The sequence below is a fragment of the Enterococcus sp. 3H8_DIV0648 genome, from assembly GCF_002140655.1.
GTDB classification, from domain to species: domain Bacteria; phylum Bacillota; class Bacilli; order Lactobacillales; family Enterococcaceae; genus Enterococcus_A; species Enterococcus_A hulanensis.
This window is the reverse complement of the sequence record NZ_NGLG01000001.1, coordinates 912,363-937,698: the sequence shown is the minus strand read 5'-3', so window position 1 is coordinate 937,698 and position 25,336 is coordinate 912,363. Positions and strand designations below refer to the sequence as shown.

The following is a 25,336-nucleotide window of genomic DNA, read 5'->3' as shown; positions in this document are numbered from 1 at the left end:
ATTGCTCCAGCAAGCGATTAATATTTTTTTCTTCATTTAATACAGGAATAATAATCGATATCATCGCGGCATCACCTGCAAATTCTCATTGAACTTCAGAAAAATTTGTTCTTCATCAATAATTTTCTGTGATAAGTTTGTGAACGTACAGTTTGTCTCACCGATTTTCACCTGAGTTCGTTGACCATTAGGCGACCACTCATTACTCAAAACCTGGGCAGGCAGACCGGTCTCGCTGATTTCGGCATCTGCACCATAAGGTATGAAAAGCAGTACCTCTCCTTGAAGCTGATTAGGATTTTCCACGATCATTTCAATATCGCCAATTATAAAAATATTGTCGTGAATCATTCCTGGAATGAAATTACTCTCTCCGATTGTTTCAGCCACCTTTTGATTGGCCGGATAAATATATATTTCCTGCGGTGCGCCAATCTGCTGAATTCTGCCATCTAATAAAATAATCATGCGGTCGGCCAATTGGAAAGCTTCATCACGATCATGTGTCACAAGAATGACGCTAAAGCTGTATTCCTTTTGTAACCGCCGCAGATACTCCCGCATCGAATTTTTTAAATGACTGTCCAAATTGGCAAACGGTTCGTCGAGTAACAACAGCTTAGGCTCTAAAACAACCGCCCGAGCCAGTGCCACTCGCTGTTTCTGTCCTCCAGATAATTGATCAGGAAAATGCTTCTCAAGTCCGATTAAGTCAAACACTTCAAGAATTTTATTGGTCTTCTCAGTAATGATTGCTTTAGGAAATTTACGTGCCTTCAATCCAAAGGCAATATTTTCAACCACAGTCATGTGAGGAAAGAGCCAAAAATCCTGAAAAACTAAAACCGTGCTTGCTTGAGAGAAACCGTTCGTAAAACGAATCGTCCCCTTATCAACCGACTGAATTCCCGCGATCATTTTTAACAGGCTCGTTTTTCCAACACCAGACGGCCCAAAGAGCGCCACGATCTCGCCTTCTTCTACAGTAAACGTCAGGTCCTGAAGTATTTTGTTTTTTCCATAAAATAATTGAAGATCATTAATGTTTAGTCCCACGCTGTATTCCTCCAATCATTAATTTCAAGATAAATACTCCAAGCATTGTACAGCCTAAAAAGATCAAACTGTATGATGAGGCCAAACCGAAACGGCCGTTATTCGCATAAGGAAGTAATAATAACGGCAAGGTAACAATCTTACCGCCGCCGATAAAGAACGTTGGTAAATATTGGCTGCAAGACACAATAAAGACTAACATTGCAGACGTAGTGATTCCCGGACGCAACAACGGCCAAGTGATCTGCCAAAAAGTCGACCACGAATCTGCACCTAAGGTTTGAGCAGTCAGGCTGTAGCCTTCACCTAAGTTCCGATAGCTCTCTAATAAAATTTGCATTGCATAAGGCAAACATAGATATGTATGAATCAAAATAATCCCCAAAAAAGTACCAGTCAAACGCAACTGTAAAAATAAAACCTGACTTGAAGTAATAATAGCAATTGCCGGTAAAATCAACGGCAAGTAAATCATAATCTCGACCAAGCGATGAGAAAGCCTCTTTTGAAAAGCGAAATATCTAGCTGCTGGCAATGCTATGATTATTGTGACTATCGTTACAGCAAAGGCAATCAGCAAACTGTTAAGCACGGCTGGCCAAAAATTTGGTTCATTGAGCATTTGTTGATACACGCTTCCTGCAAATACTTGAGGAAGCACAGCCGGATACATCCATTTTGCACTCACTGACCACAAGAATAAAAGCAGCAGCGGCAGGATCACGAGTATCGCGGCAAATAGTAATAAAAAGTAGCGGCGTTTAGACGAGCGTTTCATGATGTTTTTCTCCCTCCCGGCAAGATACGACTAATTACCAAGGCAACCGCCGCGACTACTAAACAAATCCCAGACATCACAAGATTTAAAGCAAACGCCTGCGGACGAGTGTTTAAGTCGGCTTGAGTAAACAGATCGTAGGCAGTCAGTGCGACTGTTTGATTGCCTGGATTTCCTAATAAATAAGGAACTTCGAAGGAAGCAAAGGTAAAGCAGAATAAAATGATGAACAGAGTGAATAGTGTTTTTTGGATCATCGGCAAAATCACTGAGAAAAAAATCCGAGCAGATGAAGCACCTAAATTTCTAGCTACTTCTATGTATCCTAACTGCAGCTGCTGCAAAATTGCTAAAGTAGTTATTGCCACATAAGGAATCTCTTTATATAGAAACACCAAAATGATTCCAACGCCGCCGCTATCATGAATCATTAATGGAAATTGACCGACCTCTTGAATCCATCCTAACTGAAAAAAAAGCCGTGAAATGATTCCTGTCTGTCCAATCATTTGCATCATCATTAAGGCGACAATAATGTGAGGCAAAGAAATCGGCAAGCTGATAATTTTATGCAGCCAAGGATTTTTTACTTTTAATAGAAGGAAAGCTAACAAAAGTCCCAACAGCAATGACAAAAAAGTCGCGGTCAGTGCTAAGTAGCAGCTGTAACCTAGCGACTTTTGAAAAAAAGGATCATTTAAGACCTGCTGATAATTCGTTAAGCTGATTTTATTTAATCCGATCAGCGGATAATAGCCTAAACTGATTTGTATCCCTTTAAACAGCGCTGCTAAAATCACAGCGCCGTTTAATAATAGAAAAGGGATAACTAATACTCTTTTTTTATTCATGTAAAACATGCTCTTTCCATAATGCTTCAATCATTGGGATCTTTTCTGCTTGAACTTCAGGAATTTGTTTTTCCTGCATTTCTTCCATTGAAAGCACGCCTTGATTCTTATAGAGATCCGTTAATTTTTGATTGGTTTCTTCTGATAATTTTTCGGAATCAAATGGCGGAATGCTGTAGCCGTACTTTGCTTCGGCTTTTTTCAATTGAGCAGACTCGCTAGTCATTTCATTGATCAAAACTAACGCACCAGCTTTAACCTTTGAAGTATCAGTAATTGCCAAGTAGCTTTGATTCGCGATCGTTCCTTTATCAAATAAGAAGGATTCAGTAGTGGACTTGAATTCATTGTCGCTGCGTTTTTCCGCGACATGCATTTGCGAATAGCTGTAGCTCATATCGATTTGACCAGCCGCAAACATTTGATCTAGCTCAGCAGTGGTTGTCGGGTATGTTTTTCCCTCTTGCCATAAATATGGTTTGATCTCATTCAAATAGTCCAAGCCTGGTTTGATGACTTTATACAATTCTTCTTTATTTGCTTTAGCTGCTTCCACCTTATCATAGCCTACAATGTCACAGATAATATTGCGTACAAAGGCGCTGCCGGTAAATTCAGGCGGTGCAGTATAAGTAATTTTCCCGGGATTGGCTTTAGCATACTCCAACAAAGCCTGCGTACTTGTAGGAAAACCATTTTGAAATTTCTCTTTATCGCCAGCAAAAACTAATTGGGCACTGCCGTAAGGAACTTCGTAACCATCGATCTTCACGCCGAAGTCATACTTCGAATTATGACCATCCACATCCATCAATTTCTCGAAGCTTTCTACCTTTTTAGTTATTGGGCCGTAAAGGAGCTTTGCTTGCTTAGCGGTGTAGAAGTTTTCACCATTGATCCAAATCACATCGATGTCGCCTTCTTTCGTGCCCGCTTCTTTTTCAGTCGTCAATTTATTTAAAATTTGATCGATATCCATCGGCACACGTTTGACTGTAATGTCATATTTTTCCTTCATTGCTGGAGTAACAACTTCATCTACCCAAGCATTCGCCTTTTCACTTCCGCCAAAGCCATAAAAGGTCACCGTGTCCCCTTTACTTTTTTTAACAGCATCAGAAAAGCTGGTGATTGAGTCCTCTGTTTTTGCTTCTTTTGTTTCGTTGGTCTTGCAGGCAGCCAAAGAAAAAAGCATTCCAACTGTCAACAAACTAATTAGCCATTTTTTCATTCGTTTCTCCTATGCTTTTGTTACGATTTTTTTTGATTGATAACGATTTTTCCATGCTCGTAATGGATTGTCTAATGGGTGTGCCGGGCTTGTATCATCCTTATGTATGACCTCGCCAAATATTAAATCTAATAAATGCCAGGCCTGACCACCACCTAGAATCATCGCCGAGGTGCAGCTGGCACAATAAGTCACGATGTGATCTGTCTTGAAATCATCCACGCGTTTTTCAGCAAAATCCTTTGCTAACGCCGGGTTAGAAACACCGCACATCCCCCCCATGCCGCAGCATAGGGTATTTTTCCCCGATAAACGGTTTTTGGCAACTTGATAGCCTAGCTGATCCAATATGTAACGAACCGCTTGATGAATCTCCGTGATTTCTTTTGTTGGGCAGGAATCTTGAACAGAGAAAACCACATCGCTGTCTTTGGCTTTGCCGATTAGTTCTTGCGGCAAGCCCAATTCTGCCATTCTTACCCACAAAGAAGAAGTAGGAAACTGATTTTGAATCGTCATCGTCTTAATACAGCCTTGGCAAGCCACGATCAATTCGTCGATCTCTGCTTGCTGGACTTGCTCAGTCAATTTACTGAAGCGCTCTTGAAACAGTTGTTCTTGACCGATCATACGCGTTGGTTTACCGCAGCAGCCTTGAATAACCGCTAAATCGGGATAATACTTTTTCAGGTATTCGATAATTTGTCCAACTTGCTGCGGATTGCTTGAGCTCAGCGAACAACCTGCCATAAAACCATATTTCATTTTGCATCCCCTCGATTCACCGCTGTAAATAGCTTACTCGTAGAAAGCTTCTGATGCATCTCAACACTTTTTAACTGTTTTAAAGGCAGTCCATCTTTGACCAAATCCTGACGCATCGCTAGAAATGCTTCATCTAATTTTAATTGCAGCGGGCACACTACGGTACAGCGACCGCACAGCATGCACGAGTATGGAATGATTGGTTCCAGACCTTCCTCCAAAAATTGTTGAAATAGTTTCTGGGGATCTTCACAATACTGCTGCAAAAAGAGACAGTCCTTCATGCAGCGTTTGCAGCTCGTACAGTTTTCGGCGATCAGTCGTGCCATTTCAATTGTTCTTTCCGAGTAATCCATCAGACTGATTAGCTCCTTTTTAATAAAACAATGATTAATTGCAGTAGAAATCCGATAAACAAAATACCACTTACTAAATAGTAGATCGGTGCCGTTTGTAACGTGAAGGCTAACTGCCAAATTAGAAAGGCAAGTCCAATTAAAAGCAGAATAACGTTTTCAACACTGCGTTTTTTTAATAATAATAAAAGCGCGATTACCACTAACAAGACCGGCAGCAAATACAACTTGCTGCCGAACGTGTTAGCCTCAACCTTATGGGAATAAAATGAGACATTTCGCATAAAGCCTAAGTGATTTTTGTAAAGATCATCTACTAGATACACTGCATAAATCAAGCCCAATTGTACTAGGTGCAGAAAATATCGAAGCATTTTCATTAGTTTAAGATCTTCACTTTATCTTCATCTCTTGGATCGCCAACTTGCACAGGGTATTTGCTTGGGTCTTTTTGATGCGCTTTGTCCCAATCATACCAGCCGCCATCAAACAGTTTAACATCTTTCCAGCCCTCTTGTTTTGTAATAAAGAAGGCAGTTGCCGCACGCCAGCCGGTTCCGCAATAAAACGCAACTTCTTTATCTGGTGTGATCCCCCATTTTTTCCAAGCCGCAAAAATCTTAGTTGGTTCTTTGACAGTGCCATCGTTATTCATCAGTTGAGCCACGTCAGCACTTGTTTTACTTGATTTTGCGTAAACCGCGCCTTCTGGTTCACCAGCATTCTCAATGTAATCATAGCCGCTGGTTTTACCTGTAAATTCTTTCCAAGAACGGATACTTGCCAATACCAAGTCAGGATTTTTTTCTTTTGCCGCCAATAAATCGGCTGATGTTGAAATTAAAATTTCTGGACGTGCAGGAACCTCTGTACCAAAATCTTTCGCTATTGGTCCTGCTTCAAGATCACCGCTTACTTTATAATCGGCTTTTTCCCAAGCCTTCAAGCCGCCGTCTAAAATCTTCACATCATCGACACCCAGCCAGTAAGCTACAAAAGCCACGCGAGCTGCCGCGTTGATATCACTAGAATACACAACTAGAGGAGTTGATTTAGTCACTCCGCGTTTTAAGAAAACTTTTTTACAGGTTTCCGCGTCTAAAATATTCCAATTGTTTTCTTCCGTTTCGATTTCCATTGTATCGATATGAAGCGCACCTGGAATATGTGCTTTTCTGTAGTCTTTTCCTTCGCCATATGATGCCTCGATCACGACTGTTTCATCGTCATCCTTCAGTTTCTTATTCAACCATTTAGCATTTACAAAGAAATCATCCTCTTTGATATCTTTGCTTTTCACTAAACGTTGAACCTTGTTGGATTTATCTGCCGCATGGACCTCTTCGGTTTTTGAATAGACAACTAATGCTGTTAATAGTAGACAGCTGATTACTGCAAACACTTTTTTCATCTTCTTGCTCCTTTAAAAGTTTGATTTTTCACTTGAAACGTTTTCAGCAGTATCAAAGACCACTTTTTGTGCACAACAAAAAAACATACTTAATAAGTATGTTTCCTCCCTGAAACTATTTTTTTACACACCTAATAGCCCTTTTAGCTGGTCGCAAAAAAAGTTGAGCGGAGGAAAGTCAGTTGTTCTGCTGGCTTAGAAACTCTAAGTAATGATTGATTTCACAGTCACCGTTGATAGTTTTTAAGCATGAGAACACCTCCAACCTCCCAATTTTTAAACCGGGCTCTTTTCCCTTCCGAGTATAACGAAAGCCCCTTCGATAAGCAAGGGCATTTTAGTTAAAAAGAACAAAAATAATTATTGTGAAAGTTTGACTTTGGTTTGAACTCAATTTACTTGAAGTTGATTAGCAGTGGTCTTTTTAAAAGCAATCGGCTAAAATTAGTTTAGTGAATAAAAAGGAAGAGGGTTGTTTATGAGTATTTTTGATGGATTGATGGGAAACGCCAGTCAGCATAATAACGAGGCGGTTGAAAAGAAATTGGCTGAAGTGTTAATAGCGGGAGAATCAGTTTCTCTAGCTTTTAAATTGGTCCGGGATTTGATTGTCTTTACTGATTTTCGTTTGATCTTGGTTGATAAACAAGGGGTGACTGGCAAAAAGGTCGAGTACAAATCAATCCCTTATCGCTCCATTTCACGTTTTTCAGTAGAGACCAGCGGACATTTTGATTTGGATGCGGAACTGAAGATTTGGATTTCCAGCGCTGAGCTGCCGGCAGAAACGATTCAATTTAGAAAAGATAAGAATATAGTGGCTGTGCAAAAAGCCTTGGCGTTAGCTTTATCAAAATAATTGAAAAGGACAAGATTTGAACTTTCTGTTCAAATTCTTGTCCTTTTCTTCTCTCCCAAAAACGCTATTTTGTTTATCCCCTTTATTCTTTTCATTCTCCCTCATAATCTCCTTTAAATAATCAGCGAGCACTTCACAGAAATCCAAATAGAAAACCGGAAAATTTATTTACTGTTCTTTCACCTTAGCAAGATTTTCGATCCACTTTTCAAGATTATTGTAGCCATCATTTTTGATGTAATCATATTCCCCATCTATGATCTCATCAAACCAAAGAAGTTCGCCATTTTTTCTCTTTCCAACGATTTTCACTACTGATTGGCTGATCGATGTTTTCTGGCTAAGATTTTTGACTTTGCCGATTTTCAAAGCCATGATCGCATTGCCTCGTTCGTAGCTCTGCTCGATTTCATATTGAACATACTTTGAATCCAGTGTTTCGCTTCCAATCAATACGACTGTCACAGAGGTTCCGGCTAACTGCTTATCGATCCATCGCCTGATACTATCTTCACCATCACGTTTGATCCGTTCAAATTCGGCCTTATTGATAAAACCAGACTCTTCATTTTCCTTTAAAGCCCAATTATTTTTAACAACCAGCGCCCTTGATAAATCATTCTCATAGTAAAAACTAAAAAAAACTCTTTTTGACATAAAACTACCTCCCAAACTTTTTCATTACTCAAAAACTACAATACATTTCCATCCTCAATTACTTACAGAAACTTCTTGACAATCCCGAATAAGTCTGAATTCCGATTTCTCTATTCATTATATAATACCTATCGCGAGCATTGGCTCCATTTTCTTTATAATAGATGTTTTATGGAGAACAAGCGTTTTGCTGAAATAGCAAATACTAGCTGGCTTTTGTATTTCTGCCGTGATACGCTTTTGATAAGAGAAAAATTGGAGGTTTTGTTATGTTGGATAAATCAGTTCCTTTTATTCCATTTACGATGTTCCGTCCGTCTAACGCTCCTGCGCTGCCGGAAATTCAATTACCTGATGGCTATCGCATGGTTTTTTATCAATCGGGAGATGAAAAAGATTGGTGTCGCATCGAAACAGCTGTCTTAGAATTCGAGACAGAAAAAGATGCGGCTGACTATTTCAAAAATTCTTTCGCGCCATTTCAGGAAGAATTGAAAAGAAGGATGCTCTTTATTGAAAACCCTCAAGGTCAAAAAGTTGGCACCTTTACTGCATGGTGGACAGAAGACGGGTATCCCCGGCTTCACTGGTTAGGCGTTATACCTGAAGAGCAACGAAAAGGATTGGCAAAAGCACTGGCGATTCGTGTCACCCAATTACTTCATGATTACTATCCTGACCAAGATCTTTATTTAAGCACCCAAACTTGGAGTCATCATGCTGTTAAGCTGTATGAGAAATTACATTATCAAATCTTTCAGGATCAAAACTATCAAAAAATTTTAGATATTATAAATACTGGCAAATAAGAAAGGCTTCGCGAACTCGCTCAGCTTTTGAGCACCAAGTAGGTACTGTTCCACATCAGCTCCAAAAAACGATCGCTGTGTCTCACAGCAATAAGACCAAAATATTTCTAAATTGCTTTTCAAATTTCGAAATATTTTTGCTTATTGCCGATATGCTAGTTCTGCTTAATGCTAATTTAGCAGCAACTGGCTGGGTCACACCGTTGTGTAGAAAAGCTAGTTCGTGAAGCCAGACATGGATATACCCGCTACAAAGCGATTTATTCATGTGATAATTTTATATAATGTTAAAAAAAAGGAGCTATTGCAAAAAATGCAGCAGCTCCGTTTTTTATTTTATTCAGCCCCTAAAGCAGCCATCGTAATATAATTATACGGCTGGTTAAAGTGCGGCAGGAAGAAGATATCTAACAATTTTAATTTATCGATCGTCACTTGTTCTTCGATTGCTAATGAGAACATGTGGATTACAGCAGAAATATCTTCTGTCGATGATAATTGGGCACCAACTACTCGACGAGAATCTTCTTCATAAACGATTCTGATTTTTACAGTCGCATTTTCTTTCATAAAGCCCGGACGCTGCAGGTCCTCAAAGTCCGTATACTTGACCTTGATACCATTTTTCGCAGCAGCTTCCACTGATAAACCAGTCGAAACCATGTGGAGACCAAAAATCGAAATACCATTTGAGCCTTGTACACCCGTCGATTCTAAGCCCACTCCGCCAACATTATAGCCAGCAACAATACCCGAACGGACTGCATTGGTAGCCAACGCGATATAGGTCGTATCCTGCAGCGCATTTGAATAGATCGTTGCGCAGTCACCGACAGCATAGACATCTGGATCGCTTGTTTGTTGATGACGATCCACTAGATAAGCACCGTTCTTGAATAACTCTAAATACTCTTTACCTAATTCATTGTTCGGCAAGAACCCGATTGCATTGATGACTAAATCAACACCGTATTCACCCTTATCAGTCACGATCGATTCAACTTTGTCGGCTCCCTTATATTCCAGCGCCAATTCACCGAAGTGCAGCTCAATCTCATGTTCCTGCAAAATAGCATCCATATCATCGGTAAACCATTTATCATAGTAGCTTGGTAAGGAACGTTCCATTGCATCGAACAGCAGGACGTCTTTACCGCGACGCTTAGCTGCTTCGGCGATTTCCACGCCAATATAGCCAGCACCGATTACCGCAACCTTATTAATTCCCTCTGTGCTTAGAAGCTGGTCAACGGCCTGTCCATCTTGGAATCGTTTCAGGAAGTGAATATTTTTTAAGTCGCGCCCTGGAACTTTTGGAGAGATCGGAACCGAGCCAGTTGCTAAAATCAATTTATCATAGGATTCAACGAAAGCTTCGCCATTCTTATCGATGCAGTGAACCTCTTTTTTATCATAATCGATTCGATCAACGGTTGTTTCCATAGATATTTTTGCACCCTTAGCTTCAAAATCTTCGCGCTTAGTATAGAAGAGATTTTCATAAGAATCGATCTGTCTTCCTACCCACAAGGCAGTTCCGCAGCCTAGATAGCTGAGATTATTGTTGCGATCAATCATCACTACCTCTTGATCCTCGAAGTTGTCTAAGAGCGTGTTTGCTGCAGCGATACCAGCATGGTTTGTACCTACAATCTGTCTCTTATACACATCTAGATGTGTATAAGAGACATGATTGAAATTTCGTTGGGAATCTTTTTCAACACTACTATCCATTTATTCAAAAAAGGATTTTAAAGAACGATCGTTGAAGCTCAAATCTTATTTAATAAAGATTTTGTATCTTTTGAAACCTTCAAGTACAGATCAGGAGAGCCTAAAGACATGAATGTTTGTTTGAATACAACATAGTCTTGATCAGCATAAGTAAGATAGCGTCCTACCTCCTTCATCTTCTTGCCTGATGGTAAATTTAATTCCTGATAAATGACATATTCATATTTTGCCTGCTTAGCTATCGGTGCGTTAAAAATCAATTCCCAATCATCTGTTTTAATATCAGAAAAAAGTTTCGAAATTTCAGAAGTCGTTGCTAAGTTTTTTAAAACACTGCCGTCTTTAGCAGAGACAATCTCAATGCGCTGTTTCTTAGAACCATTTAGCAACTCGCGATTCAATGTACTGTTACAGGTTTCCCAAGCATCTTGAGATAGATCTCGCTTCAGTTCTGAGTCCTCACTCTGCTTAGGCTTCGATTCAGAGTGCGCCTCGAAACTCAAATTAGTCAAGCTTTCAACCTTTTGATTAACTGTACGATCTAACGAGTTTTCCCAGATAACACCCATAGGAACGTTATCGTCATAATCTTCATATTGTTCGCGGATCTCCTTTGCGGTCTCCTCTATCGAATGACTGATGCTTTCAATCATTGAGGCCTTTTTGGGAAGCCTTTCTTCAAAATCGGCTGCCGTTTCATGATTTAATGCGTATTTAGTAAAAACAACATTTCCCACTAATTCCAGTGCAAATACTACTCCAAGCCCAATAACAATTCCCAACAATACCTTTACCACTTTTTTCATTTCCATTTCCTCCTGCTGCATTTTAATTTGTTGAATTTTTCCTTTCAACTTATGAAATTATCATAGCGCAGTTCGTGAGGAATCCTGATTACTTGTCATTTTTGGGTAGAGTAATTGTCATTTTTGGGTAATTGAAGATAAAGTGTAATCGTTATAACAAATTTGCCGCCTTCAGCTTTCACCAGCATCGAGCCGTTTTCTTCAACTATCTTTTGTACGTTTTTCAGCCCTAAACCATGGACTAGCGAATCTTCTTTGGTGGAACAAGGCAAACCATCTTGCCATTTCTCAATCGGTAATGAGCTGTTCTCAAGCTGAATAAACAGCATCTCATTAGCATAAGAAAGTCGAATATTAACAAATCGCTGTTCAGATTCCAGTGCAAGACAAGCTTCCTTCGCGTTATCCAAGAGATTGCCAAAAATTACAACAGCTTGTTCAAAATTTAACTGAAGGCTTGGCGGAATATGGGTTTGAATATCTGTCGGAATTTTTTCTGACGCTAATTCAGCAATTTTTATATTTAAAATTGAATCTAGTCCTGGATTACCAGTAGAAATCACTGTGTTAATTTTGCCAAGTCGTTGAGCTACCGAGTCCAAATAAGCTACTAATTCGCCGCTATCGGCAGTCGTCGAAGCTAGTTGAGAAGCTGTCCGCAAATGATTTTTCATATCGTGGTTCACGGCAGCGATTCGCTTTTGAGCTGTATGCAATCGCGTATAGTATTCATTTTGCATTTGCAGCTGTTGATCCAGCAGAGCTTTCTCCCTGGTTGCCTTCACCATGGTTGCCAGAGAATCATAAAGCATGAGTAAAATACTGTTGATAAACAACATAGCGAATGAAAGCGGGATGACCATTGCACTCCAGATTTTTTGTGATTGCAAAATCACAGCATAGTAGCAGCATACATAAGAAACCAAGCAAATCGTTGGAATCAGCAGCAGCATGAACCACATATTCTTTGGGAGCTGCTGAGTCTGCCGCGAAGTAGTGTAACGCAATAATTCATACAAGACTGCTAAACCGATATAATAAATCAGCCATAAAAATCCAACATATAGGAAAGAAAGAATGGGTCCTTCAAAGACTGGCTGTGGCAAGACTCGGGTTATCAAATCAAAGAGCAGCATCCAGTATACACTGATGGAAAACATTACCAGCCCAACTAAGGCCATTCTCTGACGATCCTTTTCATAGCCGGACAACAAAATCATACTGACTAAAACGGTAACATAGGGCAGCGGGCGAAAGCCAAGCAAAATAAGCATGGCTAAAACACCGAGACACAAGATCCATCTTTTCACACGCATCCCTCGGACTTCTTGCCTCTTAATGAAAACATGATTAAATAGTCGAGTAACTAAATAGAAGTTAATCGGTATAAAAAGACCGATCACAACAATTTCATAAGCGCTCATTCACCACACCGCCTTTCCATAAACAACAGATGCCGCTCTTTGATTTCACGTTGATATCTCTTGCTGATCGGCAGGATCGCCCCATCAGAAAGAATCACCTCTGCCTGTCTGATTGAACGTACGTACTCTAAGTTCACGAGAAAAGAGACATGTGTTTGAGCGAATATATTTTTATCAACTATTTCGGCAATTTTCGCAATCTTTCCATAAATCTCTGTTTCTCCAGAAATACTATGGATCGTTACTTTGCGCCCGCTGCTTTCAAAAAACAAGATATCTCTATAAAGAAGCTGGTGCTTTTCATGACCTACATTATAGAAAAACAGCTGACCTGAAGTATTGATATGCTGAACAGCCGCAGATAATGAACGATTGAGCTCCGCAGCTTTTACCGGCTTGCGCAGGAATCGAAAAGGCAGTACCTCAAAAACATCATAAACGAATTCTTGATGATCCGTTATAAACAGTATTAAAGCATTCTGGTCATGCCGACGAATAATCGTCGCTGCTTCAATGCCGTTTAGTTCAGGCATCTCGATATCCATTAAGTAGATATTGTACTGCGTCTGATTAGCACTTATATAATCAATCAGTTTCTTTCCATCATAAAAGACATCCAAGCTACAATCGAGAATCCCGAGTGTCTGTATACTTGCTTCCACATGCTGGGCAATCGACCGGTCGTCGTCGCACAAAGCAATTCGTATCATAAATTCCTCCACGTAGTAATTCGTTTAATAGTTTCTTCCGATTAGTCGGCACAAATATTGCTGGGTCTTTTTTTTACTAATTTAATCTGGCTGCATTTACTTAGTATACTGGGTAAAAAAGGACCGCTACTAACTCACAATAAAGGAATTGCAGATCATGGTCAAGGTTACTTAATAAAATACCGGATCAACCTGATTGCCTGCTTTTGTGAAAAGTACGGATGTTTGTTCCGCGGATATTTCATCGGTGATATTCATCAATAAAGGCTGGGTTAAATTATTCTCTACTATAATAATATAATTACTTCTAAGTGATCGAATTCTCGGCAGCGAAAGTCCATTCATAGTAAAATACTTATGAATTGAAAAACGGTTGCGAAAAGTGAGGTGAACCATATGACAGGAAATTTAGAAAAGCACCATTTGGAATTACTAGATAAATACGGACTCTTGGATCATCAAGCTACTTGCGAAGTTCGCCATTACAATTCGGGCGAGACAGTTTTTTCGCAAGGCGTGGAATATAAGTACATCATGATCGTTGTTTCTGGCAAAGCCAAGGTCTGCACCAGTGCTCCAAGTGGAAAAGACTTGGTGTTAGCCTACTATCTTTCGAGTGGGTTGATTGGCGACGTTGAACTAATGTCTAATACAAGTTATGCGACTGCTTCGGTAATCACTCTTTCTCCTTTTGAGGTAATCGTTGTGCCTTTTCATGATGACCACGATTCGATTTTTAAAAATCTAACCTTCATGACTACGTTGGCCAAGGGGCTTTCAGAGAATCTGATCAACAGCTCTCACAATTACACTTCCAATGCACTATATTCTGGCGAACAGCGGCTCAGTACCTATATCCTTCAAGGAGCCTACAAAAATTACTTCTTTGATAATTTGACCGATGTCGCTGCCACTATTGGCATCAGCTATCGTCATTTGCTGCGGCTGCTGAATAAATTGTGCGATGACGGCATTTTGCAAAGGGAAAAAAGAAAGTTCAAAATTATAGATGAAAAACAGTTAAAGGAACGATCCTCAGAGGCAGAATATTTTAAAATAAATTATTAATAAAAAAAGAAGCCGTCCGACTCCCTCTGTACTAGAGAAGCGGATGGCTATTTATTTTAGCTGTTGATTTATAAGCGCTCTGCGCAAAATTTGATTTTTACGTTGTTCTTCCAGCTCATTGATACGTTCCCAATAAATCAATTTTGATTGGTATTTTTTCCATTGTTTAAATGCGGTTAAACCGATAATGCAAAGAATGAATAAGATAAGGATCATCATAGTAAGCACCTCCTATATCTGTATTCTATTGCTTTATCGGAATAACCATTAGGACATATGTCACATTTGAGAAAAAATTTTTGAAATTTTTCTGAAACACAATCCCGCTTGCTTTTTTGATTTCTAAGCGTGAGAATTTTTTGCCAAATAAGCGGCTAAATCATGGACATAGGTTTGCTGTTGTTTCTTTAGATAGCTCTTTACAAAGGGCTTCATATAGATTTTTTTCGCAGTGACATCCTCCGTAAAAATAATTTTTGTTTTGCGAGCGGCTAGCTTTTGAAATTCACCGGTCCATTTGCCGGATATATTATCATTCTCCATTGTGAACGCATAAAACTGCGGCGAATCAAACGCAGTAATCGTAAACTTTGTGGGATAACCCTGTTTAGTATACTCAATAAAACTTTTTTGATCATCACTTACTTCGATCGAGCTGAGATCACTTCGCCACTCGCTAGTTGATAATGACGTGACTACCTCCCAAACCCTGTCAATATTCTCATCAAAAACCGCTTCGATTTTCGTTGTCGTCATCATATAGCCCCCTTTTTATCATTATAAATCGCATGATAATCAAAAACCTCTCGATACTTAGACACTTTCTGCGAGGTTTTATCGGGGTCAGTCAATTTGATTTTTAACGCTTGCGATTACCAAAACTCACCAATAAATTTCTTTCTTCTTTCTGCATTCTTTTTATAGTTCTCGGGATTTCTTTGATAATAATCTTGATGCTCGGCCTCAGCTGGATAAAAAGCAGCAGCCGGTTCGATTTGCGTTACGATCGGTTGATCAAATCGGCCGCTATTTTGCAGTGCCGAACGACTTTCTTCGGCGATCTTTCTTTGCTGCTCATCGAAATAATAGATGACCGGGCGATAGCTGCTGCCGCGATCTTCAAATTGACCGAAGGCATCTGTCGGATCGGTTTGCTGCCAATAAATCTCAACTAATTCCTTAAAGGAAATCAAAGCCGGATCAAAAATTATTTCAACGGCTTCTGTATGTCCTGTTGTTCCGCTTTTCACTTCTAAATAAGTAGGCTTTGCTTTGGCTCCTCCTGTGTAACCAGAAATCACTGATTCGATTCCGGGCAGACTGTCAAACGGTTTGACCATGCACCAAAAACATCCGCCTGCAAATATTGCTCGTTCCATTCTTTTTCACCTATCCTTTTTTATTCATTCACTGGAACGATCGAGCCGCCCCATTTTTTCTCGATCCATTTTTGGACTTTAGGTTCATGCAGGACTTCAACGATTTTTTTGAGGTCCTCATTATTTTTATCACTCGATTTCACCGCGACAATATTGACATAAGGAGAATCGTTTTGTTCGATCATCAACGAGTCTTTTACTGGATTCAGTCCTTTTTCGTAAGCAAAGTTAGAGTTAATCGCTACCAGATCGCCTTCATTGTTTTCATAAGCTGAAGTCAACAGCGTTGGATCGACACTATGCTCAAAAACTAAATTCTTAGGATTTTCGGTAATGTCATCGAAGTTTGCCTTATCGATTGCTATGCCGGATTTGATTTTTATCAACTTATTTTTGACAAAAATATTCAGCACACGTCCCCATTCAGAAGGTACATTTGAAACGATCACTTTTGCTCCATTTGGAATTTCACTGACTTTTTTTATCTTGTGCGAGTAAATCCCCATCGGTTCCAGATGGATTGCTCCAATATTTGAAAATTTATAGCCGTTCTCTTTCTTTTGCAGGTTAAAATACGGAACGGTTGAAAAATAATTGGCATCAATATCTCCATTTTCTAAAGCCTTATTCGGCAAAACATAGTCATCGAACTTTACAATTTCCAAGTCAATTCCTTTTTTCTTCAGCTCAGGCTTGATATGCTCCAAAATCTCCGCATGGGGCGTTGGCGAGGCGCCAATTTTTACCTTATCTGTTTTCTCAGCCTCACTTGAAGTACAAGCTGATAGTAATAAAAAGCAACTTAAAACTAAAATTACGAAACTGAATTTTTTCATACAAACACTCTCCCAATTCTTTTTGACAAATAAAAAAAATATCCATCCCTTTATCTACCAGCTTACTGATAAATAAAGGGACGAATATTTTCGCGTTACCACCCTTATTCGTATTATTCTCACAAATAATACCTCAACGATACAAACATATCCGGCGATATAACGGTCGCTTCCCGTCCAGCTTGCGTGAACAAGCTGAAGACTCAGAGCTCATCTTCATTGATTTTCCACGATCCCTCTTTTCACCTGCCGAGGGTCTCTTTAATCGTTTCACGATCAATTACTCTTCTCTTCAATGTCTCATTATTGATTGGGTCAATTCTAATATAAACAAAACTGTTTTGCAACAAAAAATTATCAAAAGAAAACTCCTTACGCTTATTTGTTTTTGATTTTAACCTCAGAAGAACTCGTCCGTGTCGACCTGCCGGATTTGTTTAAATACTATTTATAATGAAAAAGGTGCCTTTTCTGATTAATAGAAAAGGCACCTTTTTTTAAATTATTGTTCGACTCTGCCAACGTTTACTATAGAAGTAAATCAGACCGATGCAGGCGGGGATGATCGGCGATAATGCTTGTGCCCAATAGATCCCTTCTACGCCAATTTTCAGTGAAGCTGCTAATAACCAGCACAGCGGCAAGCGAATGATCATGGCATCTAAAAGTGCATTTACCATTCCTAGATTCGCAAAGCCTACGCCGACTGCAAAGGAGTCAAAATTGTACATCGCTGCATAAAACAAACTATTCCAGCAGCAGCAAATTCTCAAATAGCTTACTCCGGCTGCTAAAACGGCTTTATTCGATGGATCAAATAACTGAATCAACGGCTCCGCACACAGTTGAATAAAAATGACGGCCGCAAGCGATACAAGCAGACTTCCAATCAAACCGGTCTTAGCAATTTTTTTCGTTCTTTCAATCAGCTTGGCGCCCATACTTTGACCGACCATTGTGGTCACGGCTTGGCCGATCGCCCAGCATGGCATACCTGCGAATGTGTTAATTTTTAATCCGATCCCAGCCGCCGCAGCAGCGATGACCCCGTATTCATTAATCATCATCGCAATCATTAAATAGGAAACATTTACCACCGTCATTTGGATCGCTGTGGGAAGACTGACTTTTAGAATTTTTAGTAGAGTAATGCCGTCAACTTTGAAGCTGGACAATTGGAAAGCAAAAATCGCATTGTGTCTTTTTAAATAGATGACCGAAATTCCAAAAGAAACAGCTTGAGCGATAATCGTTGCGTATGCCGCCCCGACCGTACCCATTCCCAAAGATCCTACTAACAAATAATCTAAGAAAACATTGATGACGGCCGCGATCATTACGAAGTACAAGGGACTTTTAGAATCGCCAAAACCTCGTAAAATGGAACAAGTTGCATTATAGCCAAAGACGAAAATCGTTCCTATAAAGATCACCCGCATATATTCGCAGGCATCTTGGTACGCTTCTTTAGGCACATTCATCCAAGTGAGGATGTTTTTGTACATTAAAATCCCGACGATAGTGATCACTATGGCGATGACGGTCGTTAGTGCGTAAATCGTGCCCACCGTCTGTTTTTGCGCCAGCTGATTTTTTGCTCCGCGGTATTGTGCGATTAGCACCGTCCCACCAGTAGCGACGCCCATGCAAATAGCGTTGATAATAAAAACGATCGATGAGGCATTGCTGATGGCTGCCACTCCGGTACTTCCAACGATTCTTCCGACTAACAGCATGTCGGCGATATTATAAAGTGATTGAAGCAGATTCGCTAAAAACAGCGGGATCGCAAAATAGATCAGCTGCTTGGTTACACTTCCTGTAGTTAGATCATTTATTTTTTTCATGTTCGCATTCCTTTATCTCGGTAAAAGAAATTGTTCTCACAAACCTTCCTTTTACGCGTAAAATATGCAAAAAAAGACCATCGACAATAAACATCGTCAATGGCCTCGAAAACGATCAGGCATACCGAATAAGCCAGAAATCATCTAATTTCTGATTAAAACGATAGGACTGATGATTTATAACGATTAGGCTCCGAACAATGTTTGAGTACATTCAATTGTGCGGAGCGAATCTCAATGCATACTTTATTATAAATGATATAGAACATATCAATCGACTACTTTCCTCTTTGATAAGTTAATTATATCGAGCAAAATCGCTAAAATCAATACATGGAGGAAATCCTAATTATCCTTTGACAAAGCATCCTCGACCGCTTTGATGATCGTAACACTGCTCTGAGTCGCCCCGCTTACAGCATCCACCGCCAAGCTTTGCTTATCGATAATCTTATTGACGATCTTCTCGCCATTTTTTCCTAAACCGGTCATATGCTCCTTGATATCAATCGTCGTAATTTTGCCATCTGCAACATGCACATTGACTTTTGCTGAAACTGGTTTGATTTGATAATAGCCTTCATACTCACCATCACTCTTTTTAGAAATATTTACTTGATTGATCGTTTCCTTCTGTAATGTACGTTTTGTTAAAAAAGCTGCCCCGAATTTCACACAAATAATGACGACGACTAAGATGAGTAAAATAATGATCACTCGTTTTCCCATAGCTGCTCCCACTCCTTTTTTAAATTAATCAATGTTTACTAGTTCTGCCAAATCAAGATAATCCACGCTGCCGGTAGTGTCTACTTGCTCGATTGCCTTTTCAATATCCAGTTTTTCCTGCTCTGCTTTTTTCCTGCTGCTTTTACTGATCATTTTTATGATCAATTTTTCCGGCAGCTTCAGCTGTTCTTTGTTTAGCCTTCCTCTCAGGTGAATAATTTTCGCCTGCGGAAATACTTTGACGATTCCCTCACGAATTTCCGTCAATTTCTCATGGTCATTCATTGAACTCAAACCAACCGGAAGGATCGTGAGCTGACTATTTTCTGGGACCTTCTTTTTCAGCTCTTCTATTCCTAGCAGACTGCCGGCATAAACACTAGCAAAATAATAAATTTTTTCGGCGTCAATTAGCTCTTCCGATGAAACTTGCTTATGCTCATAAATCGGATAATTCTTCCTTTGAGCAAATGCCTTAGCGTAAACTTCCGCACTGCCCTTTTTCGTTGCATAAATTACACTATTGACCATCTTGGTTCCTCCTTGTTCGAACTGCCTGATCTTCCATGGCTTCTAATTTTTCTGCACCAGCATATAGTTTCATAAAAATCTGAAAGAACAGTTCCAATTCTTCATCGGAATATTCCTCGAAAATTGCGTTCAACGCTTTTTCATGTAATTGTGCCACTGACTGGAAATAGTCTTCGCCTTTGGCAGTCAGCAACAGATCGGTTCGCCGCTTGTCCTTATGATTGCGAGAAATAGTAATTAGTTCCTGCTTTTCCAAGGCTACGGCTAATTTTTTAATATTTTGCCTTGAACAGCCCAACAGCTCGCCGCAGCTAGTCAAATCCAATACTCTTTCCGGCGCCTGTTTGATCATAATCATCACCATAAACTGCTTTATGGTAATCAGTGGATCGACTTTATCAAAGGAGGTTTGCAGGCGGTTGCCGAGGATAAACAAGCTGGCGAAAATCGCCCGCTGCTGCTTATCACGTCCTGCTTTAAACTGCTCCGTTAAACTTTCAATATTCACCTTATTCCTCCTTTTTAACCAAATGGGTAACTTGTTACTTATATTTTACTCGATGTTGATTCTGGAGACTATCGGCCTAAAGTCTTATTTTAAACATCAAAAAAGCCTGATTGAATTGATCGTTGTGATCAACTCAATCAGACTATTTGATACTATCAGCCCTTTTCCAGATTTCTAGTAAAGCCGATATAGGTTACTAAAAAATAAGCCAAGTAAATGACGGAAAATACCAGTAAGGCAATCCCATAAAATTTCACTGGACTCGCCGGCACGCCGGTATAATACACAAAGCGCTCACCAGCAAAAAGTCCGATGGAAAAACTTAAAATGACGGAAACACTTAATGGGCAAAGATAGTAAAGTCCGAGCTGCTTCAAAACGACCTTTTCCATTTCCAGCTTGCTCAAGCCTAATTGCTGCAGAATCTGATATCTTATTCGATGTTTGTTAGCATCGCTTAATTGCTGGACGGCTAAAATCGTCAGCGCCGCACAAAGGAACACAATTCCTAGATAAGCCATCATAAAGCAGATGGAGACCACTCCAAAGCTGGCTTGCTTCACTAAGTAATCTTTGACCATCACCGATCCGGAGGTCGTCACAATTTGATTGCTGCCATGACCATAGGCCATTGTATATAGATCTCCCAGCTTATCATTTGTCACATAGCTTTGATCTTGTTTTTCCAGTTTTTCCTGCAGATCCATTGATCCTGTAGTTGCTAAATCAGCAACTAATAAGCGAAAGTAAGGCTTTAGCTGCTTCGCTGTTTCGTCGGGTACCACGATTAAATAATCGGCACCGTTTAGTCCGCCTTGCGCGAAGGATTCCATATTTACTTTCCGCAGCTTCAACGTCTGATCCGCAGCCGAAAGCTTTAATTCTTTGCCAATGTTTTTCCATTGCTTCGCTAGTCTTTCTTTTCCATGCAGAATGTACTGCTCCTTTTTTAACGATGCTTGATCATAGCCCAGCATTTTTCGTAAATGGTTGTAGTCGCTTAGGCGCATGTAAGTGTCATAGCCAAAATAGGTACTGTCTGTCCATCTTTTTTTAATTTTCTTTCCTTTATAGGTACTGTCGACATGATCGTAAAGATAATCATTTATTACAGTTGTCTTATTCTGATAGATAGAATATTGGAAGGATTCTTTTACTTTTGCGTCGCTAGCAATCGTTGTCAGCTGCTCATTAAATGAGTCGTTGACATTCGGGCTGAATAGAGCGACGTCAAAGGGCAAATCTTGTTTCACCTGAGTTCGCTGAAAATCGGCAAACATCATCACGACCATCCAGCTAAGCAAGGCGCCCGTGAAAAGCACGGTCAAGGTTCCCATTGTAAAGCGCATCGTTTTGATTTTCGAGGATAGCTGGCGCAAAATAAAGATCGTTTCCTTTTTATAGATAATTGGGCTTTTCCGCTGAATAAAACGAATAAAAAAAGCCGATAGTCCATAATACAAAAGATAAATCGAAAGAACCAAGATCAAGGAGCAAATTATGCCAGTATAAAGCGTCAAGCTTGAAGTCAGTATCAAGTAATTGAAGAAAAGGATGTAGACGACCGCTAGAAAAAGGAAGATCCCCTTTCGTGAATTTCGCTCATGAATGATTTTTTCATTTTGCTGATCCAGCAGAATAAAATCGCGAATCGTCATTTTCTTCATTTTTCGCTTAATCGTACGTAAAGCAAAGAAATAGGCGATCGCCAATACCCCAAAGCTTAACAGAATTGCATAGCCGTTAAAGTCGGGGGAAATCCGATAATCAGCTTCCAAAACAGTATAGAAAATATTCACAAACAATAATTGAAACAAGAAGCCGGGAAGAATACCCAAGATCGCGGAAATCAGACCTAACAGATAATTTTCTCTGCGAAAAAGTCGGATAATCTGCTTCTTCTTCATTCCTAATAATAGATACGTCCCGAATTCTTTACTGCGCTTTTCCATCATGAAATTGACCATATATTTCACTAGCCAAATAACGATCCCGATGATAAAGAAAGAGGCCATTCCAATCAAGACTGTAAAGACCGTCATTTCTGAAAAAAGCGAGCGCAGATCCTTCGAAAAAATCATGCCGTGAAACGAAACCATCAACGTTGAGATAATCGTCATTGTAACGACGTAGATCAGATAATCCTTGAAGGAGCGTTTGGCGTTGCGAGTGATCAGGGTCTTAAACATTGCCCCCACCTCCGCCAAAGACCGACAAGACATCTAAAATACTGTTTAAAAAATCACGGCGGGAACGATCTCCGCGAATCAGTTCATGAAAAATCTGTCCGTCCTTTAGAAACAAGATGCGCTTGCAATAGCTGGCGGAAAAGGCATCGTGGGTCACCATTAAAATCGTTGAATTCAATTTCTCATTCATTGTCACGAAGGTTTCTAACAGTGTTTGAGCGGATTTTGAATCCAAAGCCCCAGTCGGTTCATCCGCCATAATCACCATGGGTTGATTCGCAATTGCCCGCGCACAGGCACACCGCTGCTTTTGACCGCCCGATACTTCATAAGGAAATTTATTTCGGATTTCTTCAATCCCCAGCTGCTTCAGTAATTGATCGACATGCTCCACGATTTTTTTCTTCGAATGCTCCTGCAGACTCATCGCTAACGTAATGTTTTCTTCAATCGTCAAGGTATCTAACAGGTTAAAGTCTTGAAAAACAAAGCCGATATTTTTCTTGCGAAATTCCGCGACTTGATCTTCATTTAACGTACTGATATCCGTGCCATCAAAATAAACATGACCGGAAGTTACGGTATCAATAGTCGAAAGCACATTCAATAAGGTACTTTTGCCTGATCCCGAGGCTCCCATGATCCCGGTAAACTCTCCGGCTTCGATTTCAAAATCAACTTGATCCAAGGCTTTTGTAATATTGCCTTTGCTTCCATAATATTTTTCTATTTTTTCGATTTGAATGAGTGGCTGCATATTTTTTTCTCTCCTATCCATCAAGCTATTTTTAAAGTGAACTAGCTATTAAGAATAGTTTATAGACTTGCGACTAATTGTTGTATGGTCTTAAGTGACTGAAACATTACAGTTTTGAAAGATAACTATTTACTGGAAAAACCAAATAAATTTCGGTGTAGTCTTTTTCCACTGAGGCTGCCCCGATCGTCAGGTCTAATTTCTTACAAAGCTTCTTGCACAAGTACAAACCAATCCCGGTGGTCTTCTCGCGAGAACGGCCGTTGGTTCCGGTATAGCCCTTTTCAAAAATTTGCTTCAATTCATCCGACGGGACACCAATCCCGTTATCTCTGACTGATAGCTTTATCCCGTCTTTTACTTTCTGAACAGAAAAGGTGATCTCACCGGCTCCCGGCTTTTTGTACTTAATCGCATTGGCGACGATCTGACTCAAAATAAATTCAATCCATTTGCCGTCGGTTTGGACAAAGGCTGATTCAGTCACCACCGTCACCTTGATCTGATTTTCGATCAAAATATATCTGTACTTATTAATCGTTTCTTTGACGATCGTTTTTAGATCGGTTTCCTTGATGGCATAATCTTTGTAGACTTGGTCAGAGCGGGCATAAAATAATGCCTTATCTACCAATTCATCCATTTCAGTCAAGTAGAGCTCTGACTTGCGTTTCAGCTCATTGCTCTCATTATAGGCAACCAGCCGCATGCCGGTGATCGGCAGCTTCACCTCATGAATCCAGCCTTCGATAAATTCGCGATACTCCTTTTGCTGATCCTCTAACGTCTGGATTTTTTCAATCACCGACTTATTCGAAAGCCGCAAGATCTGCTGGTAGAGTTTGTCTTCCAGCTTCCAGCTCTTTCCCATAAATTCCTGGATCAAGTAAGGCTTTTCTAAATCAGCCAGCAGGTCAAAAATCGCAGAAAAATATTTTCTTCTGCGCCGATAATCAAGCAGCAGCCATAAGCTGAGTATTCCCAGCCAAAAAAGTCCTAAAATACTTATCGCCGCAAAATTGTTGCCGATGACGATTAAATACATACCTAAAAAAAGCATGCCGCTGACATTCAAGAGAATCAATAAGCTCTTGTCTATTAAATAATCTGCAAAGTTCATAGCTTTCTCCGTTTTCTAAATTTTATAGCCGACGCCGCGTTTAGTCTCGATGAAATCAGTCACACCAATTTCCGCTAAACGGCCTCTAATGCGATTCACCGTGACACTCAAACTATTATCATCGATAAATACATCGTTGTCCCAAAGGTATTCGATCAAGTCTAAGCGGGAAACGACTTCACTCTGATGCAAAAACAGATAATGCAGCAATTTGAATTCATTCTTTGACAGCTCCACTGCCTGATTATCGGTGCTGACCTTATAGGCGCGCGTATCCAAACTGACCCCTTTGTACTTTAGCAATGTCGCATCCGCCTTTGAATGGCCGCTGCGTTTCAACACTGCCGAGATTCGAGCCAGCAGCACAGAAGGATGGTAAGGTTTTGTGATGTAGTCATCGCCCCCCATCAGCATACTGTTAGTCTCACTCATGACATCAGTCTCACTCGTCAAAAAAATAATCGGCACATCCAGCGACTGACGAATCGCTCCGCACAGCTCATTGCCATCGCGCCCCGGCAAATGAATATCCATTAAGATCAAATCAGGATTCGCCTGCTTTACTTGCTTCTCCACCGCTGAAAAATCTTCCACCAGTGAAACGTCATATAGCGCGTTTTTCAATAAAATCGCAAGCTCTGATCTTATTTTCGCTTCGTCTTCAATAATCATTATGTTCATCTCAGTGACCTCCGAACGTTGCTTCCATCCTTCAATCTTATCATTTCTGGCTCTTAATAAAAGAGAATTTTTTTAGTTAGCAGTATTGAAAGCAGCCATAAAAAGAGCGTTTCATGCTTTTATTGCTGATTATTTGATTTTTTTACGATTTATAATTTAAATTCACTCTTAAAACGTGTATAATAAACTCATATAAAAACGTTTTCTTCTCTGTAGGATCAACCTTATCCCAAGAGAATGTTTA

The 25,336-nt window shown here is 40.0% G+C and carries 28 protein-coding genes and 1 other annotated feature; of the genes, 3 read left to right on the top strand and 25 right to left on the bottom strand.

Features of this window, described 5'->3' with window-relative positions; genetic code table 11:
• Nucleotides 1-60 precede the first annotated feature (60 nt).
• From A5875_RS04355 to A5875_RS04320, 8 genes are read right to left on the bottom strand one after another with little or no spacing between them, the layout of a single operon-like run.
• Nucleotides 61-1,056: an ABC transporter ATP-binding protein gene (locus tag A5875_RS04355; protein WP_088932472.1), complete on the bottom strand. Its 996-nt coding sequence runs from the start codon at nt 1,054-1,056 to the stop codon at nt 61-63.
• A complete protein-coding gene (locus A5875_RS04350) occupies nt 1,040-1,834 on the bottom strand; it encodes an ABC transporter permease (RefSeq protein ID WP_088932471.1) in 795 nt (264 codons plus the stop codon). Before A5875_RS04350 ends, A5875_RS04355 begins: the two co-directional genes overlap by 17 nt.
• Nucleotides 1,831-2,685, bottom strand: coding sequence for an ABC transporter permease (locus tag A5875_RS04345; protein WP_088932470.1), 855 nt, complete (start codon nt 2,683-2,685; stop codon nt 1,831-1,833). Before A5875_RS04345 ends, A5875_RS04350 begins: the two co-directional genes overlap by 4 nt.
• Nucleotides 2,678-3,916 (bottom strand): ABC transporter substrate-binding protein, encoded by a 1,239-nt coding sequence (locus A5875_RS04340; protein ID WP_088932469.1) that lies wholly within the window; start codon nt 3,914-3,916, stop codon nt 2,678-2,680. The genes A5875_RS04345 and A5875_RS04340 overlap by 8 nt, the downstream gene beginning before the upstream one ends.
• 9 nt (nt 3,917-3,925) lie before the next feature.
• Entirely contained in the window at nt 3,926-4,681 is a 756-nt protein-coding gene (locus A5875_RS04335; RefSeq protein ID WP_088932468.1) for a (Fe-S)-binding protein, read from the bottom strand.
• Nucleotides 4,678-5,037 (bottom strand): 4Fe-4S dicluster domain-containing protein, encoded by a 360-nt coding sequence (locus A5875_RS04330; RefSeq protein WP_088932467.1) that lies wholly within the window; start codon nt 5,035-5,037, stop codon nt 4,678-4,680. Before A5875_RS04330 ends, A5875_RS04335 begins: the two co-directional genes overlap by 4 nt.
• A gap of 8 nt (nt 5,038-5,045) precedes the next feature.
• Nucleotides 5,046-5,417, bottom strand: a complete 372-nt coding sequence (locus tag A5875_RS04325; RefSeq protein ID WP_088932466.1) for a hypothetical protein — start codon at nt 5,415-5,417, stop codon at nt 5,046-5,048.
• Nucleotides 5,417-6,448: a sulfurtransferase gene (locus A5875_RS04320; protein WP_088932465.1), complete on the bottom strand. Its 1,032-nt coding sequence runs from the start codon at nt 6,446-6,448 to the stop codon at nt 5,417-5,419. Before A5875_RS04320 ends, A5875_RS04325 begins: the two co-directional genes overlap by 1 nt.
• Nucleotides 6,449-6,926: 478 nt before the next feature.
• Between A5875_RS04320 and A5875_RS04315 the strand changes: the two genes are divergently transcribed.
• Complete coding sequence (locus tag A5875_RS04315) at nt 6,927-7,307, top strand: PH domain-containing protein (RefSeq protein ID WP_088932464.1); 381 nt, start codon at nt 6,927-6,929, stop codon at nt 7,305-7,307.
• Between the two features lie 168 nt (nt 7,308-7,475).
• On the opposite strand, the gene A5875_RS04310 is transcribed toward A5875_RS04315, so the two are convergent.
• Nucleotides 7,476-7,964, bottom strand: a complete 489-nt coding sequence (locus A5875_RS04310; protein ID WP_088932463.1) for a TIR domain-containing protein — start codon at nt 7,962-7,964, stop codon at nt 7,476-7,478.
• Nucleotides 7,965-8,233: 269 nt separating this feature from the next.
• On the opposite strand from A5875_RS04310, the gene A5875_RS04305 reads away from it, so the two are divergent.
• Nucleotides 8,234-8,773, top strand: a complete 540-nt coding sequence (locus tag A5875_RS04305; protein WP_088932462.1) for a GNAT family N-acetyltransferase — start codon at nt 8,234-8,236, stop codon at nt 8,771-8,773.
• Nucleotides 8,774-9,109: 336 nt separating this feature from the next.
• Here the strand turns inward: A5875_RS04305 and nox are convergent, their stop codons facing one another.
• The 4 genes from nox to A5875_RS04285 form a co-directional block, all read right to left on the bottom strand.
• Nucleotides 9,110-10,441 carry a H2O-forming NADH oxidase gene (nox, locus tag A5875_RS04300; protein WP_088934632.1) on the bottom strand — a complete coding sequence of 444 codons (1,332 nt, stop codon included), beginning with the start codon at nt 10,439-10,441 and terminating at the stop codon, nt 9,110-9,112.
• Between the two features lie 104 nt (nt 10,442-10,545).
• Nucleotides 10,546-11,313 (bottom strand): hypothetical protein, encoded by a 768-nt coding sequence (locus A5875_RS04295; RefSeq protein WP_088932461.1) that lies wholly within the window; start codon nt 11,311-11,313, stop codon nt 10,546-10,548.
• Nucleotides 11,314-11,408: 95 nt separating this feature from the next.
• Nucleotides 11,409-12,737 carry a sensor histidine kinase gene (locus A5875_RS04290; protein WP_088932460.1) on the bottom strand — a complete coding sequence of 443 codons (1,329 nt, stop codon included), beginning with the start codon at nt 12,735-12,737 and terminating at the stop codon, nt 11,409-11,411.
• On the bottom strand, nt 12,734-13,447 hold the full coding sequence (locus A5875_RS04285; protein WP_088932459.1) for a LytR/AlgR family response regulator transcription factor: 714 nt from the start codon (nt 13,445-13,447) through the stop codon (nt 12,734-12,736). The genes A5875_RS04290 and A5875_RS04285 overlap by 4 nt, the downstream gene beginning before the upstream one ends.
• Before the next feature lie 396 nt (nt 13,448-13,843).
• Between A5875_RS04285 and A5875_RS04280 the strand changes: the two genes are divergently transcribed.
• Nucleotides 13,844-14,515, top strand: coding sequence for a Crp/Fnr family transcriptional regulator (locus A5875_RS04280; RefSeq protein ID WP_088932458.1), 672 nt, complete (start codon nt 13,844-13,846; stop codon nt 14,513-14,515).
• Nucleotides 14,516-14,566: 51 nt separating this feature from the next.
• Here the strand turns inward: A5875_RS04280 and A5875_RS23550 are convergent, their stop codons facing one another.
• From A5875_RS23550 to A5875_RS04225, 12 genes are all read right to left on the bottom strand, one after another.
• Complete coding sequence (locus tag A5875_RS23550; RefSeq protein WP_176244616.1) at nt 14,567-14,734, bottom strand: hypothetical protein; 168 nt, start codon at nt 14,732-14,734, stop codon at nt 14,567-14,569.
• A 123-nt stretch (nt 14,735-14,857) separates the two neighbouring features.
• A complete protein-coding gene (locus A5875_RS04275) occupies nt 14,858-15,271 on the bottom strand; it encodes an SRPBCC family protein (protein WP_088932457.1) in 414 nt (137 codons plus the stop codon).
• Between the two features lie 116 nt (nt 15,272-15,387).
• A complete protein-coding gene (gene msrA / locus A5875_RS04270) occupies nt 15,388-15,894 on the bottom strand; it encodes a peptide-methionine (S)-S-oxide reductase MsrA (RefSeq protein WP_088932456.1) in 507 nt (168 codons plus the stop codon).
• 20 nt (nt 15,895-15,914) lie between these two features.
• Nucleotides 15,915-16,730, bottom strand: coding sequence for a MetQ/NlpA family ABC transporter substrate-binding protein (locus A5875_RS04265; RefSeq protein WP_088932455.1), 816 nt, complete (start codon nt 16,728-16,730; stop codon nt 15,915-15,917).
• 73 nt (nt 16,731-16,803) lie between these two features.
• Nucleotides 16,804-17,035 (bottom strand) — a binding site (T-box leader).
• 192 nt (nt 17,036-17,227) lie between these two features.
• Complete coding sequence (locus A5875_RS04260; protein WP_088932454.1) at nt 17,228-18,577, bottom strand: MATE family efflux transporter; 1,350 nt, start codon at nt 18,575-18,577, stop codon at nt 17,228-17,230.
• Nucleotides 18,578-18,922: 345 nt separating this feature from the next.
• Nucleotides 18,923-19,306 carry an FMN-binding protein gene (locus tag A5875_RS04255; RefSeq protein ID WP_176244615.1) on the bottom strand — a complete coding sequence of 128 codons (384 nt, stop codon included), beginning with the start codon at nt 19,304-19,306 and terminating at the stop codon, nt 18,923-18,925.
• 24 nt (nt 19,307-19,330) lie between these two features.
• Nucleotides 19,331-19,837: a flavodoxin domain-containing protein gene (locus A5875_RS04250; RefSeq protein WP_088932453.1), complete on the bottom strand. Its 507-nt coding sequence runs from the start codon at nt 19,835-19,837 to the stop codon at nt 19,331-19,333.
• A complete protein-coding gene (locus tag A5875_RS04245) occupies nt 19,827-20,345 on the bottom strand; it encodes a MarR family winged helix-turn-helix transcriptional regulator (protein WP_088932452.1) in 519 nt (172 codons plus the stop codon). The genes A5875_RS04250 and A5875_RS04245 overlap by 11 nt, the downstream gene beginning before the upstream one ends.
• A gap of 155 nt (nt 20,346-20,500) precedes the next feature.
• On the bottom strand, nt 20,501-22,534 hold the full coding sequence (locus A5875_RS04240) for an ABC transporter permease (RefSeq protein WP_088932451.1): 2,034 nt from the start codon (nt 22,532-22,534) through the stop codon (nt 20,501-20,503).
• A complete protein-coding gene (locus A5875_RS04235; RefSeq protein ID WP_088932450.1) occupies nt 22,527-23,291 on the bottom strand; it encodes an ABC transporter ATP-binding protein in 765 nt (254 codons plus the stop codon). The genes A5875_RS04240 and A5875_RS04235 overlap by 8 nt, the downstream gene beginning before the upstream one ends.
• A gap of 106 nt (nt 23,292-23,397) precedes the next feature.
• Nucleotides 23,398-24,411: a sensor histidine kinase gene (locus tag A5875_RS04230; RefSeq protein WP_207114082.1), complete on the bottom strand. Its 1,014-nt coding sequence runs from the start codon at nt 24,409-24,411 to the stop codon at nt 23,398-23,400.
• A gap of 15 nt (nt 24,412-24,426) precedes the next feature.
• Nucleotides 24,427-25,092 (bottom strand): response regulator transcription factor, encoded by a 666-nt coding sequence (locus A5875_RS04225; protein WP_088932449.1) that lies wholly within the window; start codon nt 25,090-25,092, stop codon nt 24,427-24,429.
• Nucleotides 25,093-25,336 lie beyond the last annotated feature (244 nt).

What these genes read in the sequence shown, in the direction of transcription:
- A5875_RS04235 (WP_088932450.1), bottom strand. Translation starts at nt 23,291, where the DNA reads ATGCAGCCACTCATTCAAATCGAAAAAATAGAAAAATATTATGGAAGC.
- A5875_RS04275 (WP_088932457.1), bottom strand. Translation starts at nt 15,271, where the DNA reads ATGACGACAACGAAAATCGAAGCGGTTTTTGATGAGAATATTGACAGG.
- A5875_RS04230 (WP_207114082.1), bottom strand. Translation starts at nt 24,411, where the DNA reads ATGAACTTTGCAGATTATTTAATAGACAAGAGCTTATTGATTCTCTTG.
- A5875_RS04260 (WP_088932454.1), bottom strand. Translation starts at nt 18,577, where the DNA reads ATGAAAAAAATAAATGATCTAACTACAGGAAGTGTAACCAAGCAGCTG.
- A5875_RS04295 (WP_088932461.1), bottom strand. Translation starts at nt 11,313, where the DNA reads ATGAAAAAAGTGGTAAAGGTATTGTTGGGAATTGTTATTGGGCTTGGA.
- A5875_RS04285 (WP_088932459.1), bottom strand. Translation starts at nt 13,447, where the DNA reads ATGATACGAATTGCTTTGTGCGACGACGACCGGTCGATTGCCCAGCAT.
- A5875_RS04345 (WP_088932470.1), bottom strand. Translation starts at nt 2,685, where the DNA reads ATGAATAAAAAAAGAGTATTAGTTATCCCTTTTCTATTATTAAACGGC.
- A5875_RS23550 (WP_176244616.1), bottom strand. Translation starts at nt 14,734, where the DNA reads ATGATGATCCTTATCTTATTCATTCTTTGCATTATCGGTTTAACCGCA.
- A5875_RS04320 (WP_088932465.1), bottom strand. Translation starts at nt 6,448, where the DNA reads ATGAAAAAAGTGTTTGCAGTAATCAGCTGTCTACTATTAACAGCATTA.
- msrA (WP_088932456.1), bottom strand. Translation starts at nt 15,894, where the DNA reads ATGGAACGAGCAATATTTGCAGGCGGATGTTTTTGGTGCATGGTCAAA.
- A5875_RS04225 (WP_088932449.1), bottom strand. Translation starts at nt 25,092, where the DNA reads ATGAACATAATGATTATTGAAGACGAAGCGAAAATAAGATCAGAGCTT.
- A5875_RS04290 (WP_088932460.1), bottom strand. Translation starts at nt 12,737, where the DNA reads ATGAGCGCTTATGAAATTGTTGTGATCGGTCTTTTTATACCGATTAAC.
- A5875_RS04240 (WP_088932451.1), bottom strand. Translation starts at nt 22,534, where the DNA reads ATGTTTAAGACCCTGATCACTCGCAACGCCAAACGCTCCTTCAAGGAT.
- A5875_RS04310 (WP_088932463.1), bottom strand. Translation starts at nt 7,964, where the DNA reads ATGTCAAAAAGAGTTTTTTTTAGTTTTTACTATGAGAATGATTTATCA.
- A5875_RS04330 (WP_088932467.1), bottom strand. Translation starts at nt 5,037, where the DNA reads ATGGATTACTCGGAAAGAACAATTGAAATGGCACGACTGATCGCCGAA.
- A5875_RS04255 (WP_176244615.1), bottom strand. Translation starts at nt 19,306, where the DNA reads ATGGGAAAACGAGTGATCATTATTTTACTCATCTTAGTCGTCGTCATT.
- A5875_RS04325 (WP_088932466.1), bottom strand. Translation starts at nt 5,417, where the DNA reads ATGAAAATGCTTCGATATTTTCTGCACCTAGTACAATTGGGCTTGATT.
- A5875_RS04340 (WP_088932469.1), bottom strand. Translation starts at nt 3,916, where the DNA reads ATGAAAAAATGGCTAATTAGTTTGTTGACAGTTGGAATGCTTTTTTCT.
- A5875_RS04350 (WP_088932471.1), bottom strand. Translation starts at nt 1,834, where the DNA reads ATGAAACGCTCGTCTAAACGCCGCTACTTTTTATTACTATTTGCCGCG.
- A5875_RS04335 (WP_088932468.1), bottom strand. Translation starts at nt 4,681, where the DNA reads ATGAAATATGGTTTTATGGCAGGTTGTTCGCTGAGCTCAAGCAATCCG.
- A5875_RS04265 (WP_088932455.1), bottom strand. Translation starts at nt 16,730, where the DNA reads ATGAAAAAATTCAGTTTCGTAATTTTAGTTTTAAGTTGCTTTTTATTA.
- A5875_RS04315 (WP_088932464.1), top strand. Translation starts at nt 6,927, where the DNA reads ATGAGTATTTTTGATGGATTGATGGGAAACGCCAGTCAGCATAATAAC.
- A5875_RS04250 (WP_088932453.1), bottom strand. Translation starts at nt 19,837, where the DNA reads ATGGTCAATAGTGTAATTTATGCAACGAAAAAGGGCAGTGCGGAAGTT.
- A5875_RS04305 (WP_088932462.1), top strand. Translation starts at nt 8,234, where the DNA reads ATGTTGGATAAATCAGTTCCTTTTATTCCATTTACGATGTTCCGTCCG.
- A5875_RS04280 (WP_088932458.1), top strand. Translation starts at nt 13,844, where the DNA reads ATGACAGGAAATTTAGAAAAGCACCATTTGGAATTACTAGATAAATAC.